Genomic DNA, 24,254 nt, shown 5'->3' with positions numbered 1-24,254 from the left:
TTCTAAACCTAAAGATGTTCCGTCATCGAAAGATGGAACTAAGGTGAGTGGTGGAGGTACTGAGGGGACGCCAAAAGCTAGAACACCTAAACCAATAGACCCTCGTGGAGAACCTATTAAGTTTGTTCCTAATTTTAAACAGGAAGAGATAGCTTTGCAGACATATGAAAAGTTAAGATCCACTGGTTTAGATGCCGGAGAGTTAGAGACCTTTTCACGGAATACAGGACTTAGTTTTGAAGAGGCAAGTCAGTTGAAAACACATGTAATACTGACTGAACACATGAACTTAGTTGATACTGTTAACGGCAAGTACTATTATAAAGGTTATTTTGATCCCGATATTGATATGGCCTATGGATGGGAAAAAGCACTAAAAGGTGAATTATCAGCAGAGGAAAAAGCATGGTTTAGACAATTAGCCGACCATGAATTGGCAGAAAGTAAAATGATGCAAGAAGGATTGCCGTATCGTGATATCAACTATTTCAAAGATGGTACAATGAACGAAAGTACAAAAGGTGCTCATGAGTTAGCACCATCACAACCCGGCGGATTTCCAGGATTTAAACCAAAATTTTGAGGTGGGAAAATTGAATTCTAACTTTGAACAAGCCAGTGAAAGAATAAAAAACATTAACTGGGAAAATAATGGAATGGATAAACCTTCATATGCGATCCTAGTTACAGAGTTTATCAGAAGAGGGAATATTTTTTTAGATTTTAACTCCAAGGATGATAATAGACGTGCTGTATTTAATGCAGCAGAAATAATTAATTTTGATACACCTGCTCATATAAAGGAAGAATGTAATGGATTAGTAAACGCTAACGTTGATTGGGTTACAGAGTATCTTTGCACTTTTTATCTTGAATGGGCATACGTGGTAGACAAACAAATGCCTATCGCTCTGAAGTTTCACGATCTATATGACCCTATTATTAAGTTGTTTGAGAGAGGTGGAAGAATCAGTTATCACCATAATGAGTTAGTAAGTGGCAAGCATGCATGGCCGCGTAATTCTGGGGCAATAACTAGGGAACTTCCCCCACAAGACATTAGGGATGAAGTTCTGGATGCACTCGATGATGAAAATATTGAGTGATAGAGTGAACATTTTTTATAAGTTTCTTTACAATCCCAACAACAAGACCGTACAATACAACCAACAAATCAAACACTAAATAATTCAAACACTTGATAAACTTTCAAAAGCTCTTTCCCACTTGAACTATGAGTAGGAATGAGCTTTTTTTGCATGCCCAAAATCAAAGGAGGATGAAACGAATGGCAGAACGTGAACAGGTAGGGGCAGGGAAGTTCGAAGGGATCGTCGGCCACTTCTCATGTGGATTCGAAAGAGACCAGTATGTCGTCAAAAGGAACAGCTTCTAAAGAGTCGACTAAGACGTCTTTAAACGTTACGCCAGCTAAGCCGAATGATGCATCTAAACCTAAAGATGCTCCATCTTCGAAAGATGGAACTAAGGGGACGGGTGAAGCTGATAATGGAAGTAAACCGCCACCAATAGTCTATGAAACAGTTAAGTATGGTGATCATTTTACAAGAAAAAATAGAAAAAAAGTTTTAAAACCAAATATAGAATACACTTCACCTGATGGTTATACTTATCGTACGGACAGCCAAGGGCGTATTATTGATTGTGAAGGAACCATTGTACTCGGTAAAGGAGACCGAAGTGAATATGCACAGAGGACGGTTGGAAAAGGACAAGGCAGATTACCTGATGACGATGGTGGACACTTAATAGGAGCACAATTTAAAGGGCCGAAGGATATTGATAATCTCGTCCCACAAAATAGCCAGATCAATCGAAGTGGCGGAATATGGTATGAAATGGAAACAGATTGGGTGAATGCTCTTAAAGAAGTACCACCTAAAAAAGTTACAGTGAAAATTGAACCAATCTATTCTGGCAAATCAATGAGACCAGATGCTTTCGAAGTAGTTTATGAAATTGAAGGCAAGGGAATTATTGAAAAAACAATAAAAAATCAATCAGGAGGCTGAATTAAATGGAGCCAATACTAAACAATTTATACCGGCAGATAGCCGAAACAGTCAACGAAATGATACCGGAGGATTGGGGAGAGTTTTATTTTTATGCTCAAATTTCTGATAATGGTGGAGGTACGTATTTTTTCTACCAACCAGAAAAGAATCCGGAGAGGTATGAATATAGTCTTGAGATTCCTTTTAAACATCAAGTGAACGAGAGGGAATTTAAATTAAATAAAAGAAAACTCCTGTCATTAGCAGAAAAAATGAAAGAAATATTTAAAGATCAGGGTCAAGATTTATGGTATTCTTTTACTTTAAGTTTAGAAAGGACAGGAAAATTAAAAGTTCACTTTGATTATACAAATTGGTTTGATACCAATTATAGTTTTAGTGACCAACTTATCATATGGAAATACAAGTACTTAAACGAAACTCCTCAAGATACGGCTCTACAAAATTTGATAAATAGGTACTCTAAAGAATTCCCGGATAATCCAATCTAAGTGAACAAAAGGAAAAATATTCAGTGGGGGTTATCCATTGCCGAATGACCTTATCATTTAACTTATAACATATAACCTAATGGTTTGAATCTTAGTTGTGAGGATCAACAAATCAAACATTAAATTATTCAAAAAATTGATAGAAGTTAAATTTTCAAGCTCATACCCACTTGAACTATGAAGTAGGAATGAGCTTTTTTTGCGTGCAGAAAACGCCAAACCGTTCATGGATCTGAAAGGTGAAGACTACCGCACCATGCTGATCCTGACGGAACAGGAGAGCCATGACGCTGGTCGGAACGATGTCAACGCTGCGGTACGGGTTGTTGATACGGTAACGGCTGTAGCTGGCGGGGCATCCTTGGTCAAAAATGGTGTCAAAGTGCTCAAGGGTGGTGGCAAGAAGTCTGGTCATGCAGATGGAGCCAAGGGCGGCGTTCCGCATGGTCATGGAGATGGGCCGGATGGAACCTCAGGCGGTGCCATGAAGGATGGCAAGCTCAAGACCAATGCGGCATTAATGCCTTCCTCTCTCGCCGAGCTGGGAGAACGAATCAGCCAGGCTTTGGGCAAAATGACCGAAGGCGCAGCAGCGAGCGTTCCGTGGCGAGTTCAGCGCATGAGGCTGAGCAACGGCCAGACCGTGCCGGTGATTGTGAAGAATGACCATCATATGTTCTCGGATACAGGTAGGAATCGTGGAAAAGGCAATGATGCTGGGAGTGCAAAGGGATCGCCGAACACTTCCCATGTGGATTCGAAAGAGAGTAGTATGTCGTCGAAAGGAATAACTTCTAAAGAGTCGTCCACTTCTTCAAACGTTACGCCGGTTAAGCCGAAGGATGCAGCAATACCTAAAGATGCCCCGTCATCGAAAGATGGAACTAATGTGAGTGGTGGAGGTACTGAGGGGACGGGTAAAATTCCAAAGATTAAACTTACCGAACCTTCTTTACCAAAGGGTAGCAAACCTAAAGGGAATTATGGAGAAGGAGATTCCCATGGAATAAAGAAACAAAATGAAACAGCCGATGTATTGGCTGATAATGGCTATGACATTAAGATGTTAGATGAAATTGATGGTGGGAATGGACATGGAATTGCAGAAGGGTCGAATCCAGATTTTCTAATCGAAGGAAATGTATTTGATTGTTATGCACCAAAACCAGATGGAAAGATACAAAGTATAATTAAAGAAATAGCAGGAAAGACGAAGAAACAGTCTGAAAGAATTGTTTTGAACTTAGACAACTTTCCACATGAAAAAGTTACCGAAATTATCGAAACAATTTTAAGAAAAGCAAATCCGAATGGAGATTTAAAAAGACTAGAAGAATTAATTCTAGTGAAGGATGGAAAGATTACAAGAGTATTTGGAGGTTAGAAGTGAGATGGACTGTACGTTATTCTTAGTCTCAAATTTGGATGAGGAAGTACTTAAAAGAACAATTTATGACATAGTATGCGATGCAGTTGAAGATAAAGTGACTACCTACGAAGATTTTTCCCGTCTTAGTTGTAAATACTTCACACTTGATATTGAAACAGAAGATATTATTAGTATTGATTTTTTAAGAGAAGAATATGCGATGGGAATTAATGTGGAAATTGGAATTCAATTATTTGGGAAATTATTTGAAGAAGGATTAGAAGTGTTGTTTAAAATTTTCGGTAATATTTTAATGTCTTTTAATCCTGACATGGTGTTTGTGGAAAATGGTACAGATCAAATATTCAGAAAGGAAAATGCTACTGTAATCATAAATACAAAGCTAGATCAATACCAGAAAAAGTATCTATCAAATAAGTTAATTTCTTTACTACGATTTCCTTATATTTTTCAGGAGTTACCAAACTAAAAGCGGGCTATAGAATGCTTGTTTGATATAATCGGATCATGAATATTTTAAAGGGCTACCCAGCGCCGAATGGATATTTTACAGGACAGTGGCTTGTCTTCCCCAACCAAAGTGAGGAGGATCTGGCGGACACATATCGGGAGATGTTTAGTGAGACAGGAGTACCTGCGCATACACAAATCCTGCCATATAAAGAAAGCACTTCCTATTGTGGAGTTATGATTGTCCCGCCGCTACCTCAATGCGCAGAAGCGTTAAACATGCCGTACCGGGATGAAGGTAAGGAGATGGAGGGCGAATGGCCGATCTCTTTCCATACATTGCTTCCCTTGTACCGGGAGGAGATTATACACTTTTTTGAGAAAGGCCGAGATTCGCTGATCAGCAAGTTGATGTCCAATGGTGTTGAGGCAGTGTATCAATGGGATCGGAAGAATAGTTGTCTGTAGGGAAGTGAATGTTCCAAAATATCAACTAAGTAGCTTAAAGGCGTAAATACATCAGATCGTTCCTGGCCAAATGGCCAATGGGATCGATTTTTTTTCTTGTCGGAATTTTTGAGGATAAGCACATATTTGAAAATAGAAGTGCGTATATACACATCCAATTTGAGACTTTCTACATATTCAAAATATTCCATAAAATTCCGAATTATAAAAATACAAATTAAGATTTACTTGAAAGGGAGGGGGACAGCAAGCTTCATTCGGATTTGATATTACATAGTGTAGTTGAGGAGTGGAAGGAATTTTGCATTACACAGAGCAAGAGACTTGTCCGGAATGTGCAAACAAGATGAAAGTGAATCCGGGGTATAGCACCTGGTGTGAGAAGTGTAATTGGAATGTTTATGAGGATGAAAGAGGACAAGTAACAGATGAAGGGTTAAACGGGATGAACAGGAATGCTGATGAACGATCATCAGACCGATTGTTAGAGGAGTTTAAGTATAACGTCAATCGGGAACTTTCCTTCACTAAACAGAAGTTTTACACCTATTTGGTTGCTCTAACCGTACATCTGTCAACGTTATCCATTTTGGGCGTAGCAATCTTTTTCTTTTCAACCAATTCAACGTGGCTGGGTATATTTGGTATTACGTTGCTTTTCCTCTGGATCACAATTATATTGCCATACCGGAAGCGGCTTCCAGGCAGGGTGATCTCTAGAGACGATTATCCAGAACTGTATGGAATGATTGCCGAGATTGGGGAGCGCTTGAATGTTCCACCTGTGGATATGGTCATCATTAGTGAAGAATATAACGCATACAATTTGCATCTCAAAAGAAAAAAGAGAGCACTTGTCCTGGGCATTCCCTTTTTTGCAGCCCTAACGTTACAGGAGAAGATAGCCGCCATCAGTCACCATATGAGTCAATTTGCACATCCGAACATTTCCAACAGCTCATTGGTCGAGCGAGCCATGCATGTACTGAATTCTTGGATTGACACCGTTGATCCAGAAGATAGCGGCCTGTTATATTGGGTGGTATTTCCACTTATAATACTACGCTTATTGTTATTTGCTGTTATAGGCGGTATCTATGCATTGTTAATCAAAAGCATGAGGAATGAGATGCAGCGAGTATTCTACATCGCAGATAATGAAGCATCGGAGACAGCTGGCAGTGAGGCAGTGTTATCTCTATTATTGAAGGCCGAGATGGAAGGTCTTTTTGCACAAACGGCTGAACAGGTTGCGGAATATCAATATAACAAAGAGCTGTATGAGGAGTTTAGAAAACGGATTTCTGCCGTTCCAACTCAGGAAATTCTTCGTATTCAGCGGATACAGGAAATGAATGATACTCAAAACCGTAGCTACCATCCTCCAATGAAGAATCGCATCGAATTGATACGTGAGCACTGGGCGATGATTCCTGCGTATCGGCCGGATGCTGCTAAAGAACGAAGAATCAATGAGGAGTTTCGACAGCTGGAACAGCGTTCCCAGAAAATTCTTCTTAACGATCTAAGGGATGCAAGCTAACCCTCTGTATTCTCAATTGCATATAGTATAAAAAACAGGGCAGCACCAACCAATGATTGATATGATGCGCCCTAGTTTTAAAGTGATTTATTGCGTTTATAACTTAACGGTCACCACGCTGAAAGTGTCTTCGTGGATGGGTAATCTTGCCAATCTTATCAGTGTCATTCTCTTTGGGAACCAAACGTTCGTCGGTACGACCTTCGTGATGGTTGTCAAAAGCGAATTCCGTCAGTTCCCATTCGGTCTTACCGAGAACAGGGTCAGCCGGGAAGTGTTGTCCGCGATGCAGATGCTCTTCTTGTCCAGCTTCGTTGGTGTATATTCCGTCCACTTCCACCTTTTCATGCGAAAGGGGCAGCATTTCTTTGTCTTTCTGATCCATAAAACAACGCCTCCTTAGATCCCAGTATTTTAACTGTATGGGTTGTCCGTGATAATATCCCCCGAATAGTTGAGTGTTATGCTGGATATATTAATTCCGTATAGAAGTGTCGTATTTATAACATAAGATTCGGAATTAAACTTTTTGGGCATAAAAACCGTTATAAATATTAGGTAAGATTGTCAAGTCGTAAGATACTTCCGAATATGCTACAATAAGATTATGATTCACACCGAATCATATCGGGTATTTATAGTGTCAGGTACTTGCTTAAGCAGGGTTCCCGACCTAAAGCTTGCTTTGAGCCGCGCACACAACTTCATGGATGGCATTTAAGACTTATTCGGCATTCTCTAAACGGAGCATTCACTTTCAACGTTTTGGGAGGGAATTACAATGGCAACGAAAGGTCACAATGAGGTCAAAGAAAGTTTGAGGGAAATGACTCGGATTTTCCGTCCTAAAGATCCAAAAAAATTCGTGAAGGAGTACGTGAGAAAATACCGGATTACGGGTGGATACGAGGAAGAATTGACTTCTGTGGTCGAGCATGAGCTTGTCAAGATGGATTCTTCCGTGTCCTGAAACACACACAACTCTGAATATACTGTTCCGATATGAATAGAACCGTCTCCCGGGCATTAGGCTCCGGCAGGCGGTTTTTTTTGTTTGGAAAATGATATGTATATATTTCTAATGGGTAATGGGTTCCCAAAGAGTAATTGGAATAAGCCTCCGATCTTCGCTGCACTTTTGGGGGGCTTTGTTCCGTTCCTGCTGCATATACATGGAAGTACACATATGGCAGGAAGGATGAATGCATGTGGACCCTATTTTGAAAACAAAAGAAGAGATTGGCTACATGCGGGAAGCAGGACGCATTCTGCGAAGCTGTCACGAGCAAATTGAAAAGTGGCTCGCCCCTGGTGTAACCACAGGTGACATTAACGAGCGGGTGGAAGCTTTTTTGGCTGAAAGAGGAGCTACACCTGAGCAAAAGGGATACAAAGGGTATCCATACGCCACATGCGCCTCCGTTAATGAAGTGGTTTGCCACGGCTTCCCTGATGACCGGGAACTGTCCACAGGAGACGTGGTGACGATTGATATGGTGGTGAACAAAGACGGCTGGCTTGCCGACTCTGCATGGACGTATGGGATCGGGGAACAACGCAGGTCCATTCGTAAGCTAATGAAACGAACGGAAAGGGCACTTCATAAGGCGATAGCACTGGCAGTGCCAGGAAATACGCTGGGGGATATCGGGAATGCGATCGAGCGGACAGCGAAGATGTATCGTTACGGTATTGTGAAGCCTCTCATTGGTCATGGCATTGGTCAATACATCCATGAACCCCCAAACGTGCTTCCTTACGGGAAACGCAGAACGGGTATGTTGCTGACAGAGGGCATGGTTATTACCATCGAGCCCATATTTACAAAAGGCAGCTCTGGAGCGGTTGTATGGGATGAAGACGGCTGGACGGTAAGAACCGTTGATGGAAGCTGGGGCGTCCAGTATGAGCATACGGTGGCTATCACAGGGGATGGACCTCTTATCCTGACGGATGGGACATGAATGCTGAATCACTTGGAAGCTGGTAGTGGGGCTGCATAACGGTGTCGGAATATACAATGGGTTTAGGCTCCATACCGTCTGATTCTAAATGGAGGCGGTATGGGGCTTTACTGCTCCTTCCAGGAGTTGTAAGGGAGATCACCTGATGCATGCTTTTCTTTTTTGCATAATACTGCATGTTTTCAATGTGAGAAAAATCGGCAAAAAAATCAATTTCATCACCGAAATTTGGCAAAATTTTTCAAATGTAGAGAGTAATACTTTTAACTGAAATCGGTTACAAATCAAGTTGTGGTGCGGTTTTTTACATATAGTGAACAATTTGTGAACATGTGTCCAAAGATTGACAAAATCATACCCTCAACTTATATTTAATAAGTGATTGAACCATATAGAATGAATTGGAAGAATGCGCAGACATGCCCTTAGCAGGAAAAGACGGGAGTAGTGGAAGCGTTATTTTTGTAAGCGTTCTGTATGTCGGACAGGATTACCTGTATCGTGCTGAAATGAACTTAATTTGAGTTTATTTTGGGCGAAAACGGAAATCTACGAAAATGTTAAAAAAGTGGGGTAGATCAATGATGAAACAGTGGCAGGTTGCAAAGCGAATTCTCCCCTTGCTGGCGGTGTTCTCTTTGCTGCTATCCGCATGCGGGCGGGAAGACTTGTCGGTAATGAAACCTCAGGGTCCTGTGGCGCAAGGCCAATATGATCTGATGAAGCTGTCCATTACGATTATGATCGTGGTGCTCATCATTGTATTTGCTATTGCTGCGTATGTGTTGATCCGGTTTCGCAGACGAGCCGGGCAGAATGAAATGCCCGAACAGGTTGAAGGTAATTTCAAGCTGGAAGTAATATGGACAGCCATTCCGTTGTTGCTTGTTATCGTTCTGGCAGTACCGACGGTAAAAACGATTTTTGCCCAAGGCGAAGATCTGTCCAACGACAAAAATGCAATTCAGGTCAAAGTCACCTCGCATCAGTACTGGTGGGAATTCACTTATCCTCAATATGATGTAACCACCGCTCAAGATCTCATCATCCCGACCGGAAAGAAAATCGCATTCGAATTGAAAACCGCTGACGTGCTTCACTCCTTCTGGGTGCCGTCACTTGCGGGTAAAATGGACACAAACCCGGATGGAACGCTTAACAAGTTCAGCTTCTCGGCGCCGAATGAAGGCGTTTACCGAGGTAAATGTGCTGAATTATGCGGCAGGTCGCATGCCTTCATGGAATTCAAGGTAAAAGCGGTCAGTCAGGAATCCTTTGACAAATGGGTCAATGAAATGAAAGCCCCGGCGGTACTTCCGGAAGATACCCAATTGGCTGAGAAGTTCAAGACGAACTGTCTTTCTTGCCATGCAGTTGGGGATCAGGGCGGGCCGGTTGCGCCTAACCTGACGGGAATCGGCGGCAAGCAATCCGTGGCAGGCATTCTGTTGAACCAGGGTGAAGGACAGGAAGACGGCAATCCGGTACTCGACAACATGAAAGAATGGCTCCATGATCCACAATCCGTGAAGCCGGGCAACACGATGCCTAATCCGAAAGACCTTGGGCTCACTGATGAAGAAATCGACGGAATTGCCGAATATCTGGCCAACTACAAATTGGACTATGAATAGAACAGCAATGACGAAGAAGGGGGTACACAACCTTGGCTCATGCTCATAGCGTCAAGCGGTATAGGGGCTTGATGGATTGGATCACCACCGTCGATCACAAAAAAATCGCCGTTCTTTATTTGATTGCGGGTGGATTTTTCTTCGGAATCGGCGGTATTGAAGCCATTTTGATTCGGATTCAGTTAATGAAACCGATGAATGATTTTGTGTCGGCACAGGTCTTTAACGAATTGATTACGATGCACGGAACAACAATGATTTTCCTTGGTGTCATGCCTATTATTTTTGCTCTGATGAATGCCGTTGTGCCTTTGCAGATTGGGGCGCGGGACGTTGCTTTCCCTTTTGTTAACGCGCTGGGTTTCTGGACGTTCCTGTTTGGCGGACTGCTGCTGAACCTGAGCTGGTTGATGGGAGGTGCACCGGATGCCGGCTGGACTTCGTATACGCCACTCTCTGGCAGCGAGTACAGTGGGACGCATGGTGTGGATTTCTACACGATAGGACTTCAGATCGCAGGTCTGGGCACACTCATAGGGGGCATTAACTTTCTCGCGACCATCATTACGATGCGTGCGCCGGGAATGTCCTATATGCGGATGCCGATGTTTACGTGGACGACATTTATTACATCAGCCATTATCCTTTTTGCATTCCCTGCCATTACGGTAGGACTTGTATTATTAACGTTTGACCGTATACTGGGAGCCAATTTCTTCGATGTTGCGGGTGGCGGTAACCCGGTACTCTGGCAGCATATCTTCTGGATCTTTGGGCACCCGGAAGTATACATTCTCATTTTGCCGGCATTTGGTATTATCTCGGAGGTTATTCCAACCTTTGCACGTAAAAGACTGTTCGGTTACAGTTCCATGGTGTTTGCAACCATCCTGATTGCCTTTCTGGGATTCATGGTGTGGGCGCATCACATGTTTACAACAGGTCTCGGAACCGTCGCTAATGCATTGTTCTCCATATCTACGATGCTGATTGCTGTACCAACGGGGATCAAAATATTTAACTGGCTCTTTACGATGTGGGGCGGTCAGATTCGTTTTACGGCAGCAAACCTGTTTGCTGTAGGATTCGTTCCAACCTTCGTTATGGGTGGGGTTACGGGTGTCATGCTGGCCTCTGCGCCTGCGGATTTCCAGTTCCATGATACGTACTTTGTTGTAGCTCACTTCCATTACGTTATCGTTGGTGGGTTAGTACTTGGTTTGTTCTCAGGACTACATTACTGGTGGCCGAAAATGTTCGGTCGCATGCTGAGCGAAACACTCGGAAAATGGACGTTCTGGACATTCATGATCGGCTTCCAATTAACGTTCTTTGTTCAGCATTTCCTTGGTTTGATGGGGATGCAGCGCCGGATCGTTACATACTTGCCGAATCAGGATTTTGATCTGCTCAACCTGGTCAGCTCCATCGGTGCATTCCTGATGGGTGTTGGGGTCATCATGTTCCTCGTGAACATCGTGATTACAACGAGAAAACCAGTTGATGCACCAAATGATCCGTGGGAAGATGGCCGTACGTTGGAGTGGTCCATTCCATCTCCTCCGCCGGAATATAACTTTAAGCAGACGCCTCTGGTACGCGGAATCGATGCATACTGGAAAGAAAAAATGGCAGGACATACGGAGATGACACCGGCTGAACCTGTAGGTTCGATTCATATGCCGTCTGCAACTCCACTGCCGTTTGTGATGTCTGTTGGTATATTCATTGCCGGACTTGGCCTCATGTTCAGCAAGGATGATTTTGGAAATGCCTTTATGAACGGATTGTTCAACAATTATATTGTGGTCATTATAGGTCTGCTGATTACATTTGGTGCAATGGCACTGCGTTCACTCTATGATGATCATGGCTGGCATATCGAACCGGAGGATCAGGATGAGAAGGGGGTTAGAACATGACAACTTCACATGCCGAACCGGTAAACGGCAAATTGCCGCATGAACCGGAGAAAGCAACGCTGGAAGGACGCAACAAGCTTGTAGGCTTCTGGTTGTTCCTCGGCGGCGAGACGGTATTGTTCGGAACCCTCTTCGCAACCTTTTTGGCTCTCCGTGGCCAAACGAATGAAGGACCAACGGCAAATGAATTGTTTCATCTGCCACTCGTGGCTGCCGCAACCTTTATCCTCCTGGTCAGCAGTTTGACAAGTGTATTTGCCATCCAGGCTATGCATAAGGGGGAGCGCAATGCTCTCGCTCTCTGGCTTGGCATTACCGTTGTACTGGGTCTCGGATTCCTCGGTCTGGAAATTTACGAGTTCTATGAATATGTGAAACATAAAGAGTTCGGCATGACCACAAGTGCATTCAGTTCAGCGTTCTATACACTCGTTGGGTTCCACGGAGCTCACGTTGCATTCGGTATTATGTGGATCGGGCTTATTATCGGGCAACTGTTCAGAAAAGGCTTAACGGTCGTAACTGCACCTAAAGTATACGTCTCCGCAATGTACTGGCACTTTATTGACGTGGTCTGGGTGTTTATCTTTACGGTCGTGTACCTGCTCGGAAAGGTGGGGTAACACATGTCGGTACAGGATAAGAGTGATCAACAGCCTGTGAAGCATCGTCACCGGACGGAAGGGCCACAGAAACACGTTGTTGTTTTTATATTCTCGATCATCCTGACGCTCATTGCGTTCGCGGCGGCCGCCGCGGGAGGAGTCAATACGACCTTTACCATTATTATATTGGTGGTCATGGCGATCCTTCAGGTGTTTGTACAGCTCGGTTACTGGATGCACTTGAAGGATAAAGGGCATTTAATGCCGATCCTGTTTATGGCCTTCGGATTTTTCGTAGCCTTTACGTGCATCATTATGGCACTCTATTGGGTTTGGTGGTAAAAGAGATGGCGGCGGCGCAGTGTCGCCGTCTTTTCCCCTTTTAGGCGAATCAATCCCGTAATGGATTCAGGCAATAACCAAAACAGGTCACGGGGAGGTTTCCCGTATGCTCGGGTTGCAATATTTTAGTTTCAACGATTTATGGAGTCCACTTATTCTGGCGTTGTTTCTGCTCATTGCCGCAGCTTATCTAGTGCTCGTCGGTCCGTTCAGTGAGCGGATCAAGGGGGCAGATCAGGCGACAGCTGTACAGAAGATTATGTTTATTACGGGGCTTACGGTGTTGTACCTTGCACAAGCGGGGCCGTTCAATCTGCTGGGTCATGTGATGTTCAGCTTCCATATGGTGAGTATGGCTCTGTCCTATCTGGTAGCGCCACCGCTACTGATGAAGGGATTACCCCTCTGGGTATGGCGCGGAATCATTCGGTGGCTGCCGACACGGCAGTTCTCTTTTTTGGCCCATCCGATCGTGGCGGCTGTGCTGTTTAACGGATTGTTCTCGTTATATCATTTACCGGTGGTACATGATTACGTGATGTTAAATTTCACGGTTCACCGTCTGTACTACATTGTACTTTTCATCACTTCCATGCTGATGTGGTGGACGCTGCTCAATCCGTTGCCGGAAGGCAGACAGGCGTCAGGGCTGTCCAAGATTGGATTTATTTTTCTGAACATGGTGCTGCTGACACCAGCTTGTGGGCTGATTATTTTTGCTTCCGAACCCTTATATGCGACTTACAGCAACCCGGCGGTATGGGCTGAGGCGATGCGATATTGTGTATCCGGGGATTCTACGGCTTTGCTGCGTTCGTTCGGTGGACCGGCGTTCTTCAACTTCCTGTCCTCTGCGAAGGAAGATCAGCAGGTGGGCGGTATTTTGATGAAATTCATACAGGAAGGTATCTTCGTCTCTATGCTGGCATACGTCTTTTTCCAATGGTACCGTAAAGAAAAACGGGAAGATGATGATGATCCGTATCCTATAGAGAATTCGGGAGGACCGCTTAATCCTGCAGCGAAATAACACAAGTCTTGTTTGGACAAGAGGGGGAAACACACGATGGATATGTATTTTCTGCTACCCACGATCAGTACTTCTTTCATTGTGATTAGCGCGGTTCTGGTTGGAATTGGCTGGGTGCTAATTATCCGTGGCAAACGGGAGGCGCACCAAACCGCGATGATTGCAGGGGCCATTGCTGCCCTTCTGTTCTTTGTCATTTATATGTCTCGTACCATCTTTGTCGGGAATACGGCTTGGGGCGGGGACCCGGAGATGGAGATCTTCTATCGGATATTTCTGATCTTTCATATTATCCTCGCTACGGTGGCAGCGGTCTTCGGCATCTCCACTCTGGTGCTTGGTTTCAAAAAGAAATTCAAGACGCATCGCCGCTGGGGACGATTTACATCCATGATCTGGTTCAGCAGTGCCATCACTGGCGTTATTGTATACGTTCTGTTATACCTGCTGTATCCTGGTGGACATACACGTCCGGTATGGGAAGTTATTCTGGGCGTTTAATAGTTTTTGTGATGAATAGAATTCTTTGAAAATATGAAAATGGATGAACCCATCCGTTGATTGGTCCAAGCTCCCTCTCTCCTTGATTCATAGAATGAGATCGAGAGGGGAAAAGAAATGAAAAAACAGTCCATGTAAGTCAAACGTATCCACGTCTCACGGTGTATTCGGAGGAAAACTTCGCTGGTAGAAGCCGGATCTACCGTGGTAACACGGGTCTCCGTAATCTGGATAACATTCTGGGTGGGGTAGAAAGCCTGCGTTTCTTCTCGACAAGTTCGAATGCAACGCTGGTTGTGTTTACGAGACCTAACTTTCAAGGCGGATTCCGCGTCTATCGTGGGAACACCAGCTTGAGAGATTTGGATGATCTGATCCGTGGCAATGACGTGGAATCCTTGATCTCTACCAATCAGCGGCTGACTCTGGAAGAGATTCGTGCGATCCGTAGGAATCGTACTCTGCCGAGTGGTTATGAGCTGATTTAAGGATTAGACCTCCTTGGTATTCAGGTGCCGGGAAACAGGAAAGAGCTGTTCCGAATTGTGTTCGCACAATATCGGAACAGCTCTTTTTTGGGTTTGAGGAGTTATCTTAATCTCCACCACCGCCGCCACTGTCGTTGCTGCTTCCGCTATCGCTGCTGTGATGGTGAGTAGATCCCGAAAAAGAATCACCGTCATGATGCTTGTGATCGTGATTGTGTCTGGAATGATGAGAATAGGAGCAAAAATCCGATCTCAACCAGCCAATCCATAGGTGAATCAATCCTTTTTATGTATCCTATAAGTTGAACGAATGAATGTACAATGAATCATTGTATATTCGGAAGCAAGTTTTATTTTATCGTAACTCTGTTATGAATCCCACCCGTACTTCCTGATTCAGGAAAATAAGGGGTTGACGGGACAAGAGAGTGGTCTGTATACTGTGTATATTGATATATACAGTAGATACAGTGAGCACAGTCAAGATGGAAAGGCAGGCAGGCGATATGAACGCATGGAAACAGGCGTGGTGGTTGACCCGTAGTGAGATGAACAAGGATAAGCTCCAATGGCTGTGGACTGCAATTTTTATGATATACACTGGCGGCATGAGTGGTGTGATGTTATTAGGACAACAGAAGACAGATTTCATTAATCCTGTTGTAGATACTTTCTTTTTAATCATGGTGCCATTTCAGGGGTTTGTGTTCAGCAGACGATCTTTCCGTTATATACAGGAGGATTCCTATACACAGATGCTGGCCTACTATCGCAGACTTCCCATTCCTAACGAGACGGTGATGTGGTCGAGACTTCAGCAGTCTCTGATGGCGTTTACGTATAATGGTATCTTTTTCTATGGATCACTGTATGTGGTCGGGTTACATCAGGAAGGGTTCCGGTGGGATCAGTACCTGGCCTTTGGCATAACTTGTACAGGTTACGGACTTCTCATGACAGGCTTATATATTTACGGAGAGTTTCTGTACAGTGGTAAAAAATATTTGCTTCTCAGTTCGCTGTTCTTGCCGCTTACGATCATCTTATCCTTGCTGATCCGGATATCGGGCAGTTACGGATTTTCGATTGTAATTGATATGAGTAAAACATGGGGGCTGCTTTCCCCGATTATGTGGGCTGCTTTGGTGGCTGGCCTAGCGGGATTATGGCTTTTCAGTCGATTGACGCTGAAGAAACTTTCCACTCGGGATTTGAGTTAATGGTATGAGGGATGATTGCAAAAAAAATGAATACAGGATGAAACCGGCACGGACAGGTAACAGACTGGAGTGTACCGGAGGGCGAGGTGCAAGATGTGAAAATACCCATTCAGATTAATGAAAATAGCGCTGAACCTTTATATCACCAAATTGAAAATCAGTTAAGATCATTAATTGTTACGGGTCAGTTGGGGGAGGGGACACATTTGCCGTCCATTCGTGAGTTCGCCGGAGCGCTGAATTGCAGTGTCATTACGGTTAGACGGGTCTATCAGGATCTGGAGAATGAAGGCCTGCTTCGTACGAAGCAGGGGACGGGTACATTTGTGGCCCAGGTAGAAGCCAGCGACAGAGAAAATTATAGATTGAAGGCCGCGCAGGAAGCAATGCAGGCAGCGGTGCAGTCTGGAAAATCGGTAGGATGTACGGAAGAAGAACTGGAGAGTCTGTTCCGGGAAGTCCTGAAGGCAGTTTACTCGAAGTGAGGGAGTGATTCATACATGGAGCCCATAGCAGTTCAGTTGAACGGCGTGTCCAAAATGCGAAAACGCAGAGTTATTGGCCCGATTGATCTGACCATCCCGGAAGGGTATGTAGTTGCTATTCTCGGTCATAACGGTTCAGGCAAAAGCACACTTCTTAACATGCTGCAACAAGTGGTACTGCCTGATGCCGGGCAGATTATATGGTTTGGGAAGGAACATGAGGGGCCGCTTCCCATTGAACTGAGACAACAGATCGGTTTTGTGGCTGACAACGCTGGGCTCGAAGAGAACCGGATTACTGCACAGGAAGCAGCTGATTTTCGGGCCTACTGGTACCCGCGTTGGGATATGAAGTTGTTCAACCAACTGGTTCACGATATGGAAGTACCTGTCGATGTGAAGCTGAACAAGATGTCCAAGGGTGAACGGCGGAAATTCGAGATCGCTGCTGCAATCGCAGCTCGCCCAAGATTATTGCTTTTGGATGAGCCTTCATCAGGTCTGGACCCCTTTGCCTGGAAAGTGATGGTCGAGCAGTTCCGTACCTTTATGGCTGAGGGAGACACCACGATTCTGATTGCCACACATATTGCGGATGAAGTCAAAAGGCTTGCAGATTACATCGTATTGATGCACCGTGGTCAGTCGCTGGGGATGGCCGAGAAAGATATGGTGCTCGATCAGTGGAAAGAAGTCTGGTATGAAGGAGACTTGCGACCAGAGAGTATCCCTGGTGTTGTTGAATCTTCTTCTGAAGAGAGAGGGCTGGTCCGCGTAATTACAACCCGGGTCAGTGAAGCGCAGGAAAGGCTGGAGCTGTCCAATAACCGGGTATTGAAAATCCGTAACCTAGAATTGGATGAAGTCTTGGCATTCTGGATTGCCGGGTATGCACCGGCACAGTGGAGATAACCGAGGGGAGACGATACAAGATGAACCGATTGGAATTGAAACAGGTAGTCAAGCAATACGCAGACAAAACAGCAGTTAATGGAGTAACGCTCAATGTAAAAGAAGGGGAGATTTACGGTCTGCTTGGAGCCAATGGCGCTGGTAAAACAACAACAATGCGTATGGTGCTTGGGCTGATCCACCCGGACGGCGGAAATATCCAGTACAACGGCAAACCCTATAGCACAGAATTGCAGCAGATTATGGGATATCTTCCGGAAGAGCGCGGTTTGTATCCAAAGGTAAAGGTCAGTGAACAGATCAATTATCTGGCCCGTCTGCGCGGCATGAATGGAAAGGATGCGGATCAGAGCCTGAAGTACTGGTTGGACCGATTCGAAGTGCCGGAGTATTATGACAAAAAGATTGAGGAGCTATCCAAAGGGAATCAGCAAAAGATGGGTTTCATAGCCGCAGTGGTCCACAGACCGCAAATTCTCATTCTGGATGAAGCCTTCAGCGGACTTGATCCGGTGAACGTGGAATTACTGAAGTCCACGGTGAAGGAATTGCGTGATGAAGGCACAGCCATTCTGTTCTCGACACACCGGATGGAGCACGTCGAAGAATTATGTCGTCAGATAACAATACTGCATCGCTCCAACACTGTGGTACAGGGAGAGATCAAGGAGATCAAGAGTCGTTATCCTCGTGAGCACGTATTCCTGAGCACAACGGGAAGTGTCAACGGGTTGGAACAGTTGCCGGGTGTGAAAAAGGTAGAGCAAAATGAGCGTGGATACCTGATCCATATTGGTCAGATGGAAGCCGCTCAGGAAATTCTGAGAGCAGCCATGGCTCAGACGACCGTTGAACATTTTGAAATCAAGGAACCAACGCTTAACCAAATCTTTATTCGTGAGGTAGGTGAGTCGAATGAATAAAATGGGCACGATTATCGGATTTACGTTCAAAAACAAAGTGAAAACGAAGTCTTTCATGGTGACGACCATTGTACTTGCACTTTTAATTACGATTGGACTCAATATTCCATATTTCATTACCTTATTTAATGGTGGTCCCATTGGCGGAGGTGCAGGCGGAAATCAGCCAGTGAATATCGGTCTTCTGAGCACGAACCAAACAGAGGTAGCCGAGAAACTGGAGACATATTCGTCCGCACAAGGAAATGAGACGTATCGGGTCGTTAACGACGCTGGTAAAGATGAAGCGGCACTCAAGGCCGATGTGGAATCTGGGGTTCTGGATGGGTACCTGAAGTTCGAACCTGTGGCGGGGCAAGATTTCCCACAGCCGGTCTTGTATTCAAGCGATGATATTTCCCCACAGGTTATAGCACCCATTGAAGCTGCGCTGCAAATTGTGAAGCTGGATGTGGTGGTGAAGGATACACTCACGGCGGAGCAAAAACAGCTCATCAGTACGCCGGTAAAACTGACAGAGCAAAGCCTGGATTCTGACCAAAGCGGAGCTGCTGCGGAGTCGGAAGGTGGCATGAGCGGCATAAACTACGTAGTTGTTTACCTGCTGATTATTCTGTTGTTCACATCAACGATGATGACAGGTAACATGATTGCTTCCGAGATTACAGCTGAGAAGAGCTCGCGTATTATGGAGATTTTGATTACAAGTGTATCTCCGCTCAGTCAGATGTTTGGTAAAATCATCGGTATTTTCATGGTAGGGTTGCTGCAAATCGGTATTTTCGGTGCCGTAGTTGCCGGCAATATGCTGTTACCGCATAACCGCGATGTATTGAGCGATTTCAATATGAATCTGAATGATGTGAACGTCGCCGTTATTGTATATGGACTCATTTTCTACATTTTGGGTTACTTCCTGTATGCGGTGATGTTTGCGGCCATTGGTTCGATGGTGAGTCGGACAGAAGAACTCGGTCAGGCCGTATTACCGATTACAATGTTGTCCCTGGTTTCCTTCTATATTGCGATTTTCAGTATTGCTACACCGAATATTTTGCTCTTAAAAGTAGCAAGCTTCATTCCGTTCACATCGCCAACGGCAATTCTGGTACGGATCGGGGCAGGCGTTGCGCCAACTTGGCAGATCTGGACGTCCCTGGCCATTCTCGTAGTATCCATTATGATCTTCGGCTGGCTGGCAGCGAAAATCTATCGTACAGGTGTGCTGATGTACGGTAAACGCCCAACCTTCAAGGAATTGTTCAAAGCGATGAAGGCGTATAAAATCTGATCCAAGTTTATGAACAGATGTGCGTTGTCATAATTAGTGAGACTATTTTCATAATTAGTGAGACAACTTTTTCACAATTGATGAGAATTGAATATTTATTCATTGCCATTCATTCCTCATTCGTATAAGTTAGTAAGCGTAGGTGTAATTATTCTACTTTTAGCATCAGCTATGAGTGGAGATGGTTCGGGAGTGAAGGACGCCGTTCAAGGAGCAATGGTAGGTCTTGGAGTTATTCTCGTTTTGGTTGTTCTATGGATGGCTGGTAGCAAGAAGAAGTAATGAAAAAAATTAAGACACAGGTGCTACTCTGAAATTGGGTAGCACTTTTTTATAATTAATCAAATTTGTATATTACATTGGGTATTTTCTAGCTTAAAGTCGAGCCATCCATACCCATTGTTGAAAGTACTGTATATTAATAATTATTCTAAATTAAGCTAACGGACAGGTTATTTTCAAATCAATCATGCTGAACCCTATCACAAGTAGAACGAAATTTGGAGATAATATGAATAATAAGGAACAATCAAAGCCAAGGAAAGTCAAAGTCAAAAAAACAGATTTTTAGGAAGAAGTGCTTTATGGAAAAAAAGTTTTATTGAATTAGGCGGTGCAGAATAATGACTTATTAAGAGTTTGCAGAGATTGTCAAAAAATTTATATAATATTTTAGAAAGGTCGAGGTGAATATGACAGAAGAAAATTCGAAATGTCACACATCAAACTATCATTCAGTTTGTAAGATTCCTAATACTCATGATAAATTCGAAGAAGCACACTATTTCTTACACATGATGATAAATAATTATCATGATGCAGATGGCTTTCGATTTAATATGAATGCATTTATTCAAGCACTCCGTAACATCACCTTTGCCCTTCAAAGTGAGAAGCGAAACATTCCTAACTTTGATAAATGGTATGAGGAGAAACAAACTTGGATGAAAGGAAGTATTCTATTAAAGAATTTTGTTGAAGGAAGGAATGTTGTTGTTAAGCGGGGCAATTTAGCAATCAAAAGCGAAGCGCATATTGGACTATTTAGATACAGAAAGCACAAGCTTGGAATGATTATACCAGTCAACCCATTTCAATCAAGTGAGCATTTATTGCGTGTTGCAGAAGAGCATTTTGTGGGGTTTCTTATCGACGAAGATCACTCAGATATAGGTGAACAATGTGGAATTTCGAGAAAATGGGTTGTTGAAGAAATTGGTGAGGCTGAGGTACTTCAGCTTTGCTTTGAGGCATGGAGAATGATTGGACAGTTACTAACGGATGCACATAATTTATTGGGGATGAATTTTCATGTTCCTAACGATTGCGAAGAGCGCCCCGAGAATTACCAAGTCTTGTTGGAGACTGATCTAAATCCAGACCTAATAGAAAAATGGGGGTGGAATGAGTAGCTACCTTATCATTTGGAAACAGGGTACAGTGAACTGGATGAGTGAATTAGGCTTGGAAGGATAATATAAAGACATAATGCATGCATCCAATGGGTAAATTATGATAGCCATCCTTCGAACATGAATAAGAGAAGGCGAATGTATTCTACGTTTCTTGTAGAGTATCGAATCGCCTTTTTTTGTTATCAATTGATAATAAATAGAGCATATGTAAAATAACACGATTATCTATTGATTATAATCAACAGTTTGATGTATTCTATAGTTGTAATGTTCATAATTATAAATGAGGTGTTTATAATGGAAAACTCAAAATCGATTGATTTGCAGAAACTCGTTAAAGCATCAGGTCTTAACATCACAGCGGAACAACTGGTTGAATTAATCGTAGAGCAATACACAATGTCTCAATCGGAAATTATTGATCGCTTTCATTTCTCCAATCAACGGTTTAGCAATATGCGAGAACACAAACTCCTTCGTGAAATTAAGAAAGGATTGTATCTTCGAGAGGAAGTCGAAAATATGAGAGAAAAGCAAATTAGTGGGAAGCGGTTAGAGAAATATGGAGACTATAGATTGACACCTGCTTACGAGAATTATGAAGGTAACCTTATAATTGATAAGCTCCGTTTCTACGACTGTTTGACGTGCGTAAGGGTAGAATCTAAAGACAATAATAGTTATGTTCCTCAGAATGATGAGTACAACGTTCATTTAACGGAAGTTCTTGAAGTCGTGCGTAAAGCTTTTGATATTGGCAAGTATGTATATTTTTTTGAACATCGGGCATTCCAACATGTTCGTAAGGAAGAGGATATACAAGGAGTTATAGATTCGAATAAATACTGGTATAAAGAATTTTCAGTCAGTGAGTTTCTGGATTTGCTCCAGCAACCTGTATCCGAATATCTTGGCTGGAGAAAAATAATGAACTACGATAATATCGTTGATTATTTTAGAAATTTAGAAAAATAAATTGATTGCTAAGAATTGGAGTAGTTCCAGAGTCCCGCAAAGATAAGCAAGCAAGATAGTAAGGCGGATCGAAAGGAGCAATCCAATGACAACAGGTTAATCCTTTATCACCTTAAATCGTTTCATGCGATGATGGAATGCAGCATGGTAGTGATGTGAACTTATTGATGTCCGTCAAAGCAGTTGTGCTCTATCCGTAATATAACAATACATCCAGTTTAACAGATTGATAAAATATAACGAGGGTGATAGCAATGAGCGAAAAAAGACTCAAAGATTATGTCTACGACGATAAAAATGATCTCCTTGGCAAAGGGGGGAGCGGCAATGTATACCGCGCAACTCGTGATGGAAAGCAATTTGCTCTAAAGATTGCCCAGAATAAAATGCCAAAAAAAGTTGAGACTAATAGCGAAAAGACAACTGAGCGCCGGCTAAAACGGTTTGAAATTGAGGCGCGTAAAGGTCAACAACTCGTTAAAGATGGGATGCGTGGTCTCATCCCCATTCTTGATTTTGAATGTGACCCAGAGCAAAGATACTTTCTCGTCATGCCAATAGCCACGCCTTTATCCGAAAAAATTAAAGCGAAACATAATATTTACGAACTTACAGCTATTGTGCGTGAGCTCGCTCAAGTACTCGTAGCCTTACATGAACGTGAGCACAGCCATCGAGATATCAAACCCGAAAACATCTTATTCTACAATGACTGTTATTGTTTAAGTGATTTGGGTTTGCTTGCATATCCTGAAAAGGAGCATTTCACACCTGATGAGGAGCTCGTAGGAAATAGAAAAACTGTTGCTCCTGAGCTACGAATAAACGCCAACTTTGAAAGTGATCATCGCCCTGCAGATGTGTACTCATTTGCTAAAACAGCTTGGATGATCTTAACAAAAGAGGAGTTTGCCTTTGATGGCCAATTCAACCCATTGGAGAATGTTAAGCTTCAACAGCTTTACAACAAACAGCATTTTGCTGAGCTCTATGATCTCCTGAGGGAAGCTACTATTGAAAATCCTGCAAAGCGGCCAACGATAAAAGAGTTTTTGAATAAATTTAACGTTTGGGAGCAGATTGCTAAAGATGAACAACGTGCATCGAGGAGTGCTTGGCAATATCTTGAACGCACTCTCCTTATGCAATGGGCGCCGAGTACAATAATTTGGAGAGATGCAGCAAAAGTCGTGGAAATTTTAAAACAAATCTCTCATGCAAATTTTAATCATACTTTTGTGCACCAAGGCGGGGGAATGGACTCAGTTAGTGTCGAACATGCAACTTGGCTAAAAGAACCAAACATGATTGCCCTCTCATTTGACTTTGGTATCGTTCATGTGTTCAAGTTAAAGCGATTGGTATGGGAAATTCCCAATGACGATGCACGCTTTAGTTATTTTCGGATAGAATTTGATACTCTTGATCCTATATTCCCTGATACTATTGAAGAATTTCAGGAATTAGATAATTACAGCCCACCCTCAGAGTTCCTTCGTATTTTTGAGGGATCATACCGACCTGACCAGCAAGAATATGATAACTTAATGTATATAAATAGGTGGTACGATGGAGTGTTTCTTATAGTTCACAAGGGATCAATCTATAATAGTATTTCTCAAACCTATGATGGCAGACACGGTGAATTAACTACAGACGAGTTTCGGACTTACATGGAATGCTTACAATATTTTTATTCCCATCCTATTTTAAAAGATTATTTCCGCAGCTTGGCCGCTCTTAATCCCAAAGAAAACAACAATTTAGCACAGTTACTAGAGCTTCTCACCATGAGCGACACAGAAATTCGCCGCGACCTGGATCTCCACCCCAACATTACTTTGGAATAAATTCTCATCCAGTTTGCCATAAGTCGAATTGTAAGCATAAAGTTGCCGTAAGTCCCCATTAGGACGACTTATAATAATTAAATCTAGACAGCCGGCAAGTAATCGGCTGTCTTTTTCATTGAACTAAAGGGCAGGTTAATTAAACAAACAATCTAACACTCTTGTGGTACTTAATTTTGTATATCTATCTTTAAAACTAACGTGAAATGTTAGCTTAGCAAGAAGCATTCTGTCGTTTAGTAGATTGCTCCTTTTTGATATCAATTCTAAAGTTCTACCAAAAATCCTAGGTGATCCTGACCGTACTAGTTCCATATCT

26 protein-coding genes are annotated in these 24,254 nt (G+C 43.2%); 25 read left to right on the top strand and 1 reads right to left on the bottom strand.

Annotated elements, in window-relative coordinates:
- The 8 genes from Q0V21_RS31880 to Q0V21_RS31845 form a co-directional block, all read left to right on the top strand.
- Window positions 1-583 (top strand): hypothetical protein (locus tag Q0V21_RS31880; RefSeq protein WP_301882489.1); only part of this gene is annotated, 583 nt, incomplete at its 5' end.
- A 10-nt stretch (window positions 584-593) separates the two neighbouring features.
- The gene (locus Q0V21_RS31875; RefSeq protein WP_079348824.1) at window positions 594-1,106 is read left to right on the top strand and encodes a hypothetical protein; all 513 of its coding nucleotides are present in this window, start codon (window positions 594-596) and stop codon (window positions 1,104-1,106) included.
- Window positions 1,107-1,370: 264 nt separating this feature from the next.
- Window positions 1,371-2,033, top strand: coding sequence for a DNA/RNA non-specific endonuclease (locus tag Q0V21_RS31870; RefSeq protein WP_301882488.1), 663 nt, complete (start codon window positions 1,371-1,373; stop codon window positions 2,031-2,033).
- A gap of 5 nt (window positions 2,034-2,038) precedes the next feature.
- Window positions 2,039-2,527, top strand: coding sequence for an antitoxin YezG family protein (locus Q0V21_RS31865; protein ID WP_079348826.1), 489 nt, complete (start codon window positions 2,039-2,041; stop codon window positions 2,525-2,527).
- A 199-nt stretch (window positions 2,528-2,726) separates the two neighbouring features.
- Window positions 2,727-3,911, top strand: coding sequence for a CdiA C-terminal domain-containing protein (locus Q0V21_RS31860; protein WP_301882487.1), 1,185 nt, complete (start codon window positions 2,727-2,729; stop codon window positions 3,909-3,911).
- 7 nt (window positions 3,912-3,918) lie between these two features.
- Entirely contained in the window at window positions 3,919-4,386 is a 468-nt protein-coding gene (locus Q0V21_RS31855) for a hypothetical protein (protein WP_079348827.1), read from the top strand.
- Window positions 4,387-4,424: 38 nt separating this feature from the next.
- Window positions 4,425-4,835 carry a suppressor of fused domain protein gene (locus tag Q0V21_RS31850; RefSeq protein WP_079348828.1) on the top strand — a complete coding sequence of 137 codons (411 nt, stop codon included), beginning with the start codon at window positions 4,425-4,427 and terminating at the stop codon, window positions 4,833-4,835.
- A gap of 301 nt (window positions 4,836-5,136) precedes the next feature.
- Entirely contained in the window at window positions 5,137-6,378 is a 1,242-nt protein-coding gene (locus Q0V21_RS31845) for a M48 family metallopeptidase (RefSeq protein WP_301882486.1), read from the top strand.
- A gap of 103 nt (window positions 6,379-6,481) precedes the next feature.
- Here the strand turns inward: Q0V21_RS31845 and Q0V21_RS31840 are convergent, their stop codons facing one another.
- Window positions 6,482-6,763 (bottom strand): transposase, encoded by a 282-nt coding sequence (locus tag Q0V21_RS31840; protein WP_301247435.1) that lies wholly within the window; start codon window positions 6,761-6,763, stop codon window positions 6,482-6,484.
- Window positions 6,764-7,159: 396 nt separating this feature from the next.
- On the opposite strand from Q0V21_RS31840, the gene Q0V21_RS31835 reads away from it, so the two are divergent.
- The 17 genes from Q0V21_RS31835 (at window position 7,160) to Q0V21_RS31755 (ending at window position 23,935) form a co-directional block, all read left to right on the top strand.
- Entirely contained in the window at window positions 7,160-7,348 is a 189-nt protein-coding gene (locus Q0V21_RS31835) for a hypothetical protein (protein WP_017690840.1), read from the top strand.
- Window positions 7,349-7,580: 232 nt separating this feature from the next.
- Entirely contained in the window at window positions 7,581-8,342 is a 762-nt protein-coding gene (gene map, locus Q0V21_RS31830; protein ID WP_024632137.1) for a type I methionyl aminopeptidase, read from the top strand.
- 581 nt (window positions 8,343-8,923) lie between these two features.
- The gene (coxB, locus tag Q0V21_RS31825; RefSeq protein WP_079348831.1) at window positions 8,924-9,976 is read left to right on the top strand and encodes a cytochrome c oxidase subunit II; all 1,053 of its coding nucleotides are present in this window, start codon (window positions 8,924-8,926) and stop codon (window positions 9,974-9,976) included.
- 71 nt (window positions 9,977-10,047) lie between these two features.
- Complete coding sequence (ctaD, locus tag Q0V21_RS31820; protein WP_443146447.1) at window positions 10,048-11,898, top strand: cytochrome c oxidase subunit I; 1,851 nt, start codon at window positions 10,048-10,050, stop codon at window positions 11,896-11,898.
- On the top strand, window positions 11,895-12,521 hold the full coding sequence (locus Q0V21_RS31815; protein WP_079348833.1) for a cytochrome (ubi)quinol oxidase subunit III: 627 nt from the start codon (window positions 11,895-11,897) through the stop codon (window positions 12,519-12,521). The genes ctaD and Q0V21_RS31815 overlap by 4 nt, the downstream gene beginning before the upstream one ends.
- A gap of 3 nt (window positions 12,522-12,524) precedes the next feature.
- On the top strand, window positions 12,525-12,845 hold the full coding sequence (locus Q0V21_RS31810) for a cytochrome C oxidase subunit IV family protein (protein WP_079348834.1): 321 nt from the start codon (window positions 12,525-12,527) through the stop codon (window positions 12,843-12,845).
- Between the two features lie 106 nt (window positions 12,846-12,951).
- Window positions 12,952-13,875: a cytochrome c oxidase assembly factor CtaG gene (gene ctaG / locus Q0V21_RS31805; RefSeq protein ID WP_285080245.1), complete on the top strand. Its 924-nt coding sequence runs from the start codon at window positions 12,952-12,954 to the stop codon at window positions 13,873-13,875.
- Window positions 13,876-13,911: 36 nt separating this feature from the next.
- Window positions 13,912-14,376, top strand: coding sequence for a DUF420 domain-containing protein (locus Q0V21_RS31800; protein WP_024632131.1), 465 nt, complete (start codon window positions 13,912-13,914; stop codon window positions 14,374-14,376).
- A gap of 161 nt (window positions 14,377-14,537) precedes the next feature.
- The gene (locus Q0V21_RS31795; protein WP_301882473.1) at window positions 14,538-14,864 is read left to right on the top strand and encodes a hypothetical protein; all 327 of its coding nucleotides are present in this window, start codon (window positions 14,538-14,540) and stop codon (window positions 14,862-14,864) included.
- 506 nt (window positions 14,865-15,370) lie between these two features.
- Window positions 15,371-16,084 carry a hypothetical protein gene (locus Q0V21_RS31790; protein ID WP_301882471.1) on the top strand — a complete coding sequence of 238 codons (714 nt, stop codon included), beginning with the start codon at window positions 15,371-15,373 and terminating at the stop codon, window positions 16,082-16,084.
- 95 nt (window positions 16,085-16,179) lie between these two features.
- Window positions 16,180-16,569 (top strand): GntR family transcriptional regulator, encoded by a 390-nt coding sequence (locus Q0V21_RS31785; RefSeq protein ID WP_301882470.1) that lies wholly within the window; start codon window positions 16,180-16,182, stop codon window positions 16,567-16,569.
- Window positions 16,570-16,584: 15 nt separating this feature from the next.
- On the top strand, window positions 16,585-17,481 hold the full coding sequence (locus Q0V21_RS31780; protein ID WP_285080254.1) for an ATP-binding cassette domain-containing protein: 897 nt from the start codon (window positions 16,585-16,587) through the stop codon (window positions 17,479-17,481).
- A 20-nt stretch (window positions 17,482-17,501) separates the two neighbouring features.
- Entirely contained in the window at window positions 17,502-18,404 is a 903-nt protein-coding gene (locus Q0V21_RS31775; protein WP_301882469.1) for an ABC transporter ATP-binding protein, read from the top strand.
- Window positions 18,397-19,695: an ABC transporter permease gene (locus Q0V21_RS31770; RefSeq protein WP_301882466.1), complete on the top strand. Its 1,299-nt coding sequence runs from the start codon at window positions 18,397-18,399 to the stop codon at window positions 19,693-19,695. Before Q0V21_RS31775 ends, Q0V21_RS31770 begins: the two co-directional genes overlap by 8 nt.
- A 692-nt stretch (window positions 19,696-20,387) precedes the next feature.
- Window positions 20,388-21,107, top strand: coding sequence for a hypothetical protein (locus Q0V21_RS31765; protein ID WP_301882465.1), 720 nt, complete (start codon window positions 20,388-20,390; stop codon window positions 21,105-21,107).
- A gap of 300 nt (window positions 21,108-21,407) precedes the next feature.
- Window positions 21,408-22,085 (top strand): hypothetical protein, encoded by a 678-nt coding sequence (locus Q0V21_RS31760; RefSeq protein ID WP_301882464.1) that lies wholly within the window; start codon window positions 21,408-21,410, stop codon window positions 22,083-22,085.
- A gap of 254 nt (window positions 22,086-22,339) precedes the next feature.
- Window positions 22,340-23,935, top strand: a complete 1,596-nt coding sequence (locus tag Q0V21_RS31755) for a protein kinase domain-containing protein (protein WP_301882463.1) — start codon at window positions 22,340-22,342, stop codon at window positions 23,933-23,935.
- The last annotated feature ends 319 nt before the right edge of the window (window positions 23,936-24,254 follow it).

The sequence above is a fragment of the Paenibacillus sp. 11B genome, assembly GCF_030487755.1.
Lineage (GTDB): Bacteria > Bacillota > Bacilli > Paenibacillales > Paenibacillaceae > Paenibacillus > Paenibacillus vandeheii.
This window is presented reverse-complemented; position numbering and strand designations above follow the sequence as displayed.